The organism is Sinorhizobium sp. 8-89, assembly GCF_030124325.1.
Lineage (GTDB): Bacteria > Pseudomonadota > Alphaproteobacteria > Rhizobiales > Rhizobiaceae > Sinorhizobium.
Map to the genome: position 1 here is coordinate 1 of NZ_JASKLR010000060.1, position 8,775 is coordinate 8,775.

Genomic DNA, 8,775 nt, shown 5'->3' on the forward strand with positions numbered 1-8,775 from the left:
TCCGCTTCGGTGCTGCGGCCGTGCATCGCCGCGCGCACACGCAAAGCGCGATGCACCTCATCGGGCACATTCCGAACTGTCAGGATGGCCATAGTCAAACCCTCGCATTCGCCTTCAATGACAGCAATATAATCGTTATGCAGTCATCTCGCAAGTTTTTGAACGAGTGGCCTTTGCGATTCCATAGGGGCCCCGGGCACGGAGGAGAGGTTTCATGATGAACCGACTTCCTTCGGGCAGTTCCTCCGACGTCACCTTACGGCGACCCGAAACGACGAAAATCTTGATCGGTGGCCAGCGGTCATGAACACGCGCCGCCAGTTCAGTCCGTCCATCGATCCAGGCATACAGACATCGGTCAAGACCGCACGGATGCCTGGGTGCCGGTGAGCAAGTCGATGGCTTCATTCGCGGTTGAAGCCTCATAAACTTCAAAGTCTTGCTCGCGCAGAAACATCGCAAGATCGTATCGGAGGAGAAACTCGTCATCGACAACCAGGACGGAGATTTGATCGCTTGGCACCCGGTAAGGCCTTTCCTGGTTCGCAATCGCGTAACCGGTCCTGAGGCGTTATGTTCCTGAAGATCAAAATTAAATGCGTCCGCTGATTAGACAGGCGCCGAGTTCGCTTACAAGACTCTTCGCTCCCTTGGGGGCCACGGTCGGCGAGAGCGATAGAGAACTATGCGCGAAAATCGGGGGAGGTTCCATGGCCTCGTATTCTGTTACCTATTGGCGACCGATTTATGTGCCCTGAAGCTCGGCGAACGTTTCTCGTGATTGTCGGGGGAGCGGATTCATCTATTCTTCAGGTCAGCCTACGGCATCCGTTGGAACAAACCTCTTAGCTCAGCAGTTCGATCCACACCGAATGGAGCTTATGATGCGCTGCCGGTTCCTCATGGCGTTTCTGGCCGCTGTTTCTCCGAGTGCGATCGCGCTCGCTGCCGGCGACGGTTCAGAGGCAGTCGAAGTGTTCCAGCGGACGTGCCTTGCACAAGGTTCAAGCTTCGACGCGATCGCATCCGCCGCCGCTGCAGAGGGATGGAAACCTTTGTCAGAAGGCGACTTCGAGCGTCTCGCTCCTCTCGAGCACCTTGATTCCTCAAGTCGATGGATGGCCACTGATCGAGCCCTTCCGGAACCGGTTGTAATCGGCGTCACCAAGGCTCGACGGGACGGAAGACCCGTCGAGACCTGTACCGTCGCCTTCACGAAGGTGCCTATCGAAGCATTTCTCAAGGCATTTTCCGACCGTACCAGTGCGGAGAAACTTTCTGAGGAACCGGAAGGAACCTGGACGTCGAGGCTCTACGTGCTGATTGCCGGAGACCGCAAACAGTTCGTCAAGCTTAAATACGCCCGTTCGCCTGATGGAAATGGGCCAATGGCAGCGAGCTCGATCGCCGAGAGGTAAAATATATCACGGGTGATACTCCTCGCATTGTAGAACTCATGCAAATTTACACCTTCACTGCCGGAAGGCAGTTCGTTTAAAGGACTTGCGGTGTGTCCATCATAATCAGCATCCTGCTCACAGGCCTTGTCATCGCCCTGGTGTTATACCTCGTGCAAAAACTTCCGATTGACTCGACGATGAAGCAGATGGCTCAGATCGTCGTGGTAGTCGTCGGCGTAGTTTCGGTGCTCAGCTATCTGGACGTATTCTGATCAGTGCACGGTGCCGCAACTCGATTCAGCCGACGCCACCGGCCGGCACTTGAAATCGGAATGGAACAGTTGCTCTCAGCCCGCTTTTCCCGCCTTTGTGGTGCCGATCGGGCGAAGGCGTCAACCATACCTGCGCCCCGGCCGGGCATGAAATTCACAAAAGGCTCATTATCGAACTGCTGAGCCGGCTCGCTAGAGCCGTGCTATTGCAGCTCATTCCGGTCCTTGGTCGCTTTTGCCCGCCGCCTCCTGCCATCCGTGTCATTGCCACTCCTGCCTTGAGTTTCGCTGCGCGGCGGTTTATCGATTGCGCCGCCTTCATTATCCCATTCTTCAAGCGAATCCCTCATCCGCGCCGCGGAAGCAGGATCCGGGGTGTCTACGTCGAAACCCGCCACGGATGCTTCGCTGATGATGGCGTCCATGAGGTCTGGATCTGAAATCTCCAGATCAGGGAAAACGCGCCGCACTGCCCCAAGGGCTTCAGAGGTCGCAAGCGGCCGGGCTTCCTTCTGACACACGCTCAGAAACGCGCTGATCGCCGCACGCACCTCAGGCGATATCTCGCGGGAGTGCTTTCTCATCATCACCTCCCAGTCCATGAAGGCTCTGAATCTAAACGCTGCCCGCGTCTCGATGTTCCTGGTTGCTCGCGAACTGGCCGCCGTCTGTGGTCTTGCCGACCTTCAGACATAGGTTCGATCAGTTCGGCAGAGTCGGCGGATAGGAGGCCTTTTCGCAGTCAAAACGGCGAATCTACGGAGTCAATTGCATCCAATTGAGACCTCACCTTATTGTCAGCCGAAAACAAAGGCCCCGGGACCTTGTTTGAAACCGATTTGAGGCCCACATATAAGAAACTCGTTAATTTGGCTGGACTAGCCAATTTGGCTTCGCGGCGTCAGAGGACCCGCCATTCACCACGAACTTTGATCGAATGCCTTACGCCGATCGGACGCGTAGTGTCGCTTCGTTCGAACCTGGCACGGACACTCGAGCGCTGATCACGGATCGTTTTGGTTGGGATGACAGAGGATGCGGGCTGCCTCTTGTGCTTCTGCGGAGCGCCGTCATGACCAACCGCACTACGCAGACGCCTCCCGTGTGCCGGGCAACGTCTCGGTGCCTGCCCGCGGGGCATGCAAGGTCGACGCAGTACATGATGTCGATCATCCGGCTGATCTCGAAGCCGCACTCCAAAAGGACTACAAACAATCATGGCCGCTACAAACATTCTGCAACGCAATGGCCGTCCGACCCGCCGCGACGCGGCAACACATCGCTTTACCGTCGGTCAAGCTGTTCGGGTGAAGGGTGGGTATCGGAGATCGGCTGTGCCGGCCTATCACATCACCGGCACGCTTCCGCCGAGCGGCGGTTCGCCGCAATACCGCATTCGAATGACGACGAACATCATGAACGGGTGACGACGCAGGACAGGCTCGAGCCGGTGCGCATATCGTCTGCCGACGAAGGCGCCACTCTCATCGAAAAGACATTCGGCAAACAGATCAAGCCCGCTGCGGACCGCAGTGCGTCGCTGGACACGGGCAAAAAATGGCAGTTATGACACTTCTGTAGAACCAAGAGGATAGCGATGAAGATCGTGATCGAGTTCTACCGCACCCGGGGTGCGGACGACGCGCATGCGGTCCTCGGCCGAGAGACCGCGGAGGCTACCGATGTCCACGAGGCGATAGAGATTGCGCGGGAGCTTTTGCGCACCCTCGACATGCCGCAGCGTCCGGACGCCATGACCATCACCGACGGTGATGGGAGCACAATCCATTCAAGCAGGCTCGACACCATCGAAAGTCTTGATGAAGGCCACACCATGAACGCCCACCACACTGAAATTGAAGCCGGGCATGCACTTGCGATCAGCATCTGGGAAAATGAAGGTGGGACCTCAGCACCCGAGCTAATGGATGACCAATACGGCCGCCGCATCGAAGCGAATCACCCCTCAGCGATCTATCACGTGTCCGCAGGCGCACCGGCGCGTGTCAACGGCAACCTCCGCAATATAGAGCGCCGGATAAAGCGGCTCAGCCTATCGCGCCCCCGCGCGGCAGCTTTGCGCGAAACAGAGGCACGCTGAGGATGACGCTTTTATTTCCGAATCCGAGCCGCAGCCTCGATGAAAAGCGAAACGCCGTCCGATTCATCGGCCATGACGGTATGTTCGAGGTGCGGTTTTTCGTTGAGGCCGATGCGCTCGTGATAGCGGATGCTGAATTGGGCAGGTCGGAAATCTCGGAATCGAAGCTCCTTTCTGCTTTCGACGCGTTGCGCCTGTCCATCTACGATGTCGCACGCAAGGCCTATTCCAGTGGCCGCCGCGATTCCTACACACTGACCGCCGCCGATTTCCGCTAGGATGGATCGAGATGCTGATCCGCTACGGCTATGAGATCGCGTTGAACTGCCAGCAACCGACCGCGTTGGTATGCCTGTTGTCGGTTCACGAGGATCGCGCGGCCGATATCCGGGTTCCTGAAACGACCTTCACTGCGCCCGACGTGCCGACATCGACCTATCGCGATCTAGTCGGCAACCGATGCCGGCGGCTTGTTGCACCGGCGGGCGATCTGACGATATGGGGCGATGCCACGATCGAGGACGACGGCAAGCCGGACAAAATGCTGCCAGCCGCCCGGGAAGTCCCGGTGCCGGAGTTGCCGGACGATTGCCTCGCCTATCTCATGGGCAGCCGCTATTGCGAGACCGACCGTCTCAGTCAGAGCGCTTGGGACATGTTCGGCGCGGTCACGCCCGGTTGGGGGCGTGTGCAAGCTATCTGCGATTTCGTCCATGACCATATTCGCTTCGACTACATGCAGGCCCGGTCGACGCGGACGGCCTTCGAAGTCTTTCATGAGCGCGTTGGTGTCTGCCGCGACTTCGCACATCTTGCGGTCACGCTCTGCCGCTGCCTCAATATTCCCGCACGCTATATCAACGGTCATCTCGGCGACATCGGCGTCCCGGTCGTTGATCCGATGGATTTCAGTGCCTGGATCGAGGTTTTCCTGGACGGTGGATGGCACACGTTCGATCCCCGCAACAATACGCCGCGTGTCGGCAGGATCGTGGTTGCGCGCGGCCGTGACGCGGCCGATGTCCCCCTGATCAACTCGTTCGGGCCGCACGTCCTGAAGTCGTTCCGAGTGTGGACTTATGAGGTGCCGGCCTTGCAACAGCCGTAGGGAACATTTGTCAGTCGCGATCGAAATGCAGGAGCGGTTTACGGCATGAACGACAGCCTCTCACGGCTTCCCAGGGAACCGGCAGATCGGCTTACTAAGCCGTTCACGCGGTTCCTCCGCGTCGAGGCTACCGCGGGCATTGTCCTGTTGCTCAGCACGCTCTTCGCGCTGGGCCTCGCCAACACAGCCTGGTCTTCGTGGTTTCTCGCCTTGTGGGAGATGCCTGCGGGTGCCAGAGTTGGCGCGATCGAGATCTCCCGTTCGCTGAAGCACTGGATAAACGACGGGCTGATGACGCTCTTTTTCTTCGTCATCGCCCTTGAGCTAAAGCGCGAGCTGGTGCTGGGGGAGTTACGCGACCCGCGCATGGCCGCTCTACCCGTAGCCGCTGCTCTCGGCGGGATGGCGGTGCCGGCCGGTCTGTTCTCGCTGCTAGTCGGCGGCGGGCCGGGTGCGAGCGGCTGGACCACCGTGATGGCTCGCCTATCGCCGTGTGGCGACCTTTATCAAGCTGCCTGCCACGGCCGAGAACAAGTACCGAATGCGTCTTGCAGCGATCGATCCCGAGGAACTTGAACGCCTGATAGCAGTCGATCGCTACGATGACGCAATCTCGCCGTCACCCTAACCCTAAAGGCAACATTCAATGCGCCTTCATCGATTCCCGATCGGTCTGTCAGTGCGTCTTAAAGATCGCGCGTATATTTCACCTCGTGCGGCAGAAACCTATCAGATCACAGCCAAACTCCCTTTAAGGGACAACTCGCCCCAGTATCGCATGCGCAACGATGAACTCGGTCAAGAGCGAGTAAGCAACGAAGATAATCTGGAGCCGATTGAACGGAGCTTGACGTCCGATCACTGAGGAGCATCCCAGTCGTGGCGCAGGCGACCGCCGCAAGGAGGGCTGCAAGAGCACGCGCTCGCGATCAGCGCATGGGAAGCCGAAGGGCGCGCGCCGAACAGATCCGGACAGCTCGATCAGTACGGCCGCCGTTTCGACGGAGACGGAACCTATACGATCTATCAGCTCATCACGGGAGAGACTGCAGAGATAGGCCCTTGGAAGATGGAAGGGATCAGCCCCAAAAATGCAGTGCGGGCGCTGCGTATTCTCAATACTCCCAAACTGGCCGGCGATCGCCTCGGCCTGTAAAGAAGCGCCCGTAGTACTTTTTGACGGAGGCGCCGCGGTACGGCTGCTCCCTAACATACCGTCCGCTGAAGCCCAATTATGTCCGGAGATCATTACTCCATGCTGCAGAGCCCGTTACGGAGCCGATACGGCCGGTTGCACTCCCAGGCGTTACCGGAAGAATCGAGATGCGCATTCTCAGGAAGCTTGATCTCTGAACACGTGGTTCCTTTCGTTTCAAAACCACGATCACATTTCCATTTCTGACCGTAGGATGTATCCACGAAGGTTGCGTTTTTCGGAACTTGGACAGCAACGCAGGCTTCGCCCTTCCGTTCGAAACCACGATCGCATATCCATTCGTTCCCGCTGGTCGTCAGATAAGCGTGCTCAGGAACGGTCAACGCTTCGCATTTGCGCCCGACATTCTGGTAACCGCGCTCACATTCCCAGCCCGCATTAAAAGGCGAGTCCGTCAGAAACGCGTTGTCCGGCACCTCGATAAGCTCACATCCAGTGTCGTTTCGGCGATGCCCGCGCACGCATTGCCAGCGATCACCATAGTAAGGATCAAGATAGGCATTGGCGGGCACCTGAACGGCAAGGCACCGGTTGCCCTTTTCAGCGAATCCATAGTGACATTCCCAGCCCTTGCCAAAGGATTTATTTGTCAGAAACGCGTGGTCGGGAGCCGTCACTGCAAGGCAGGAATCGCCCTGCCTTCTGAACCCGCGATTGCACTCCCAGCCTGATCCGTAGCGGCTTGCTTCGGCATTGGCGGGCACCGGCGGTGTCGCTTCGGCAAATGCACTCGGGCTGAATAACAAAGCCCCGGATAGAAGGACGCTCACCTGCAGAGCCAATACTGCGCAGTATGGTTGGGGCATGTCTCTATCTCCGAATGGGCCTTTGGGCCGTTACTCGAGGCATAGTCCTGTGACTGGACGTGCTGGTCGATGCGAAAGGTCGTTGGCCAACGAGATCGAGAAATTTCGGCTTGGCCGATTTTTCAGATCTCCTCCATTTTCGGGTCAGGCATCTACAAGCGTCTTCTGGAAAGACACCAGGATGAAGAGCGCGAGGAGCCTCGCTCACCTCGTGCGGCGTTGCAGCTCGAGTGGAAGACCTTGGATAGCGTAGCGCCCCAACCGCGATCCGGGCGGTTGCCTGTGCTTGCCGGCCTTGCCCAATTGATACTCGAGCTTCGTTGCTAGTCCCGACCGGGAGTCAACACCCGCAAGGAACAGCTTAGTTACCAGCAATGTGGCAGTCTCAAAAAATCTCGGATCATCGACAAGGATATCCGCGCGATAGCCAGCATCGTCTAAGACTGACCGGATCATTTCCCTATCGGAAGGCGATATATTGCGTACGGTGGAAGACATGCGCCCTCCTTGATTTGGGCCAGGGTATCTAGCCCTCAAGCAATAGCGCCCGTGACATTTGCTACTGAAGGTTGGACACTGCGCCTTTATTACAAGAATAGCAACCGCCACCTAGGTTTGATTCAGTCTGTCTTTAGAGCGCCCCGCTCCCAGTTCCCGCAGTAGACGGCGGAAAACGCGGCCTAGCGGTCACAAGCCAGTTCTGGGGGCTGAGTGCCGGGCCCCGATAAGGCGGTCTGCGGCAAAGCCGTCAGGATCTGCTTGTAGTACAACTAACAACGGATTTTGGGGCGCTCCACGCCCCAAAAACGCATCTCTTCCTCCTGTTTGTTTGAGATCTGTCAAGCGTATCGAAGAATTGGCCCTTTCGCCGAATTGAGGAACTCACCCCTTCATTTGTTGGGCTCTATCCCCGAAGTGGGCGTTCCGGCGGCCCGTCGTAAGGTCGGATTGCCCGCCATCGCCCACGGGGCTCAGAACAAGAACCGCACCGTTCCAGCTTGAGTCTGTAGTCCTCGCCGATCATCTGTGTGAATGGTCTGATCTTGCCAACGGCGTCTATTCGCGCCACTCTCGGCCGCGATTAGCCGGTCATCTTCTGGATGTCGGATGAAGGTCGAAACTCACAACCTAAACGAAGGCTAAGCGATGAAAAGCATAAGGGACCGTCAGGAAGGCTTCGAAAAGAAGTTCGCGATGGACGAGGAGTTGAAGTTCAAGGCGATGGCACGGCGTAACAAGCTGCTTGGCCTGTGGGCCGCTGAAAAGCTCGGAAAAACCGGCGTGGACGCCGACGCCTATGCGAAGGAAGTGGTCCGCGCGGACTTCGAAGAAGCAGGGGACAACGATGTGCTCCGCAAAGTGCTCGCCGATTTCGACGCGGCTGGCGTCGCCCAGTCCGATCAACAGATTCGCGTCGTCATGGACGAACTGCTGGCGACCGCTATCGACCAGATCAGGGACACCTGACTAACACTGAGTTCTGACAGAAAAACCACCGACTGCGATCTCGGACTGGGATGTCCAATCCGCCGGCTTGGTGCTTCTAATAACCGTGGGCCGTGGAGAGGACGCTCGCGAGCGGGCGTTCAAGGGTATTACCAATCCCGGCAATTCTGTACAGTGGTTGTCAGCTTTGAAGCAGCGCCAGGAATGTCCGGAACTTGACGCTGGCTATCCATTCAATTACCGGGCTCGAATGGCAAAGTTCCACCCAATTGAGACGATCGGAAGCCGGCAACATGCCACCCAGTCCGGGTTGTTGACTCCTATCCCTCGCCTTGAGTGGATTCGATCCGCCGGCCTACAATCTTTCAAGGCCCCACGGCTGCGGAAAAGTTGTATTCAATGATTATCCGGCTCCTGCATCCACTG

At 57.7% G+C, this 8,775-nt stretch carries 12 protein-coding genes and 1 pseudogene; 9 read left to right on the top strand and 4 right to left on the bottom strand.

Going from position 1 to position 8,775, the window contains the following annotated elements:
- Window positions 1-92, bottom strand: a 92-nt coding sequence (locus QN219_RS33380) for a FitA-like ribbon-helix-helix domain-containing protein (RefSeq protein ID WP_405052309.1), incomplete at its 3' end; no start/stop codon positions are given.
- A gap of 792 nt (window positions 93-884) precedes the next feature.
- Here QN219_RS33380 and QN219_RS33390 point away from each other — a divergent pair.
- Together QN219_RS33390 and QN219_RS33395 are read left to right on the top strand one after the other, a co-directional pair.
- Window positions 885-1,418 carry a hypothetical protein gene (locus tag QN219_RS33390; protein WP_284004704.1) on the top strand — a complete coding sequence of 178 codons (534 nt, stop codon included), beginning with the start codon at window positions 885-887 and terminating at the stop codon, window positions 1,416-1,418.
- Between the two features lie 92 nt (window positions 1,419-1,510).
- Window positions 1,511-1,672, top strand: coding sequence for a Thivi_2564 family membrane protein (locus QN219_RS33395; protein ID WP_284004705.1), 162 nt, complete (start codon window positions 1,511-1,513; stop codon window positions 1,670-1,672).
- A 203-nt stretch (window positions 1,673-1,875) separates the two neighbouring features.
- Here QN219_RS33395 and QN219_RS33400 read toward each other — a convergent pair whose 3' ends face one another.
- Entirely contained in the window at window positions 1,876-2,256 is a 381-nt protein-coding gene (locus QN219_RS33400) for a hypothetical protein (RefSeq protein ID WP_284004706.1), read from the bottom strand.
- A 633-nt stretch (window positions 2,257-2,889) separates the two neighbouring features.
- Here QN219_RS33400 and QN219_RS34470 point away from each other — a divergent pair.
- The 6 genes and pseudogenes from QN219_RS34470 to QN219_RS33430 all read left to right on the top strand — a co-directional run bounded on the left by QN219_RS34470 (window position 2,890) and on the right by QN219_RS33430 (window position 5,746).
- Window positions 2,890-3,099: a hypothetical protein gene (locus QN219_RS34470; protein WP_405052316.1), complete on the top strand. Its 210-nt coding sequence runs from the start codon at window positions 2,890-2,892 to the stop codon at window positions 3,097-3,099.
- Between the two features lie 170 nt (window positions 3,100-3,269).
- Window positions 3,270-3,773 (top strand): hypothetical protein, encoded by a 504-nt coding sequence (locus tag QN219_RS34120; RefSeq protein ID WP_309486659.1) that lies wholly within the window; start codon window positions 3,270-3,272, stop codon window positions 3,771-3,773.
- A 2-nt stretch (window positions 3,774-3,775) separates the two neighbouring features.
- Window positions 3,776-4,051 carry a DUF1488 domain-containing protein gene (locus QN219_RS33415; protein WP_284004707.1) on the top strand — a complete coding sequence of 92 codons (276 nt, stop codon included), beginning with the start codon at window positions 3,776-3,778 and terminating at the stop codon, window positions 4,049-4,051.
- 11 nt (window positions 4,052-4,062) lie between these two features.
- Window positions 4,063-4,881: a transglutaminase family protein gene (locus tag QN219_RS33420; protein ID WP_284004708.1), complete on the top strand. Its 819-nt coding sequence runs from the start codon at window positions 4,063-4,065 to the stop codon at window positions 4,879-4,881.
- Window positions 4,882-4,926: 45 nt separating this feature from the next.
- Window positions 4,927-5,361 (top strand): annotated as a pseudogene (locus QN219_RS33425) (Na+/H+ antiporter NhaA); the annotation flags it as partial.
- 166 nt (window positions 5,362-5,527) lie between these two features.
- Entirely contained in the window at window positions 5,528-5,746 is a 219-nt protein-coding gene (locus QN219_RS33430) for a hypothetical protein (RefSeq protein ID WP_083854340.1), read from the top strand.
- 383 nt (window positions 5,747-6,129) lie between these two features.
- Here QN219_RS33430 and QN219_RS33435 read toward each other — a convergent pair whose 3' ends face one another.
- Window positions 6,130-6,903 (bottom strand): hypothetical protein, encoded by a 774-nt coding sequence (locus QN219_RS33435; RefSeq protein WP_284004709.1) that lies wholly within the window; start codon window positions 6,901-6,903, stop codon window positions 6,130-6,132.
- 204 nt (window positions 6,904-7,107) lie between these two features.
- Complete coding sequence (locus QN219_RS33440) at window positions 7,108-7,401, bottom strand: hypothetical protein (protein ID WP_284004710.1); 294 nt, start codon at window positions 7,399-7,401, stop codon at window positions 7,108-7,110.
- 648 nt (window positions 7,402-8,049) lie between these two features.
- Here QN219_RS33440 and QN219_RS33445 point away from each other — a divergent pair.
- On the top strand, window positions 8,050-8,370 hold the full coding sequence (locus QN219_RS33445) for a DUF1476 domain-containing protein (protein WP_284004711.1): 321 nt from the start codon (window positions 8,050-8,052) through the stop codon (window positions 8,368-8,370).
- Window positions 8,371-8,775: the final 405 nt, after the last annotated feature.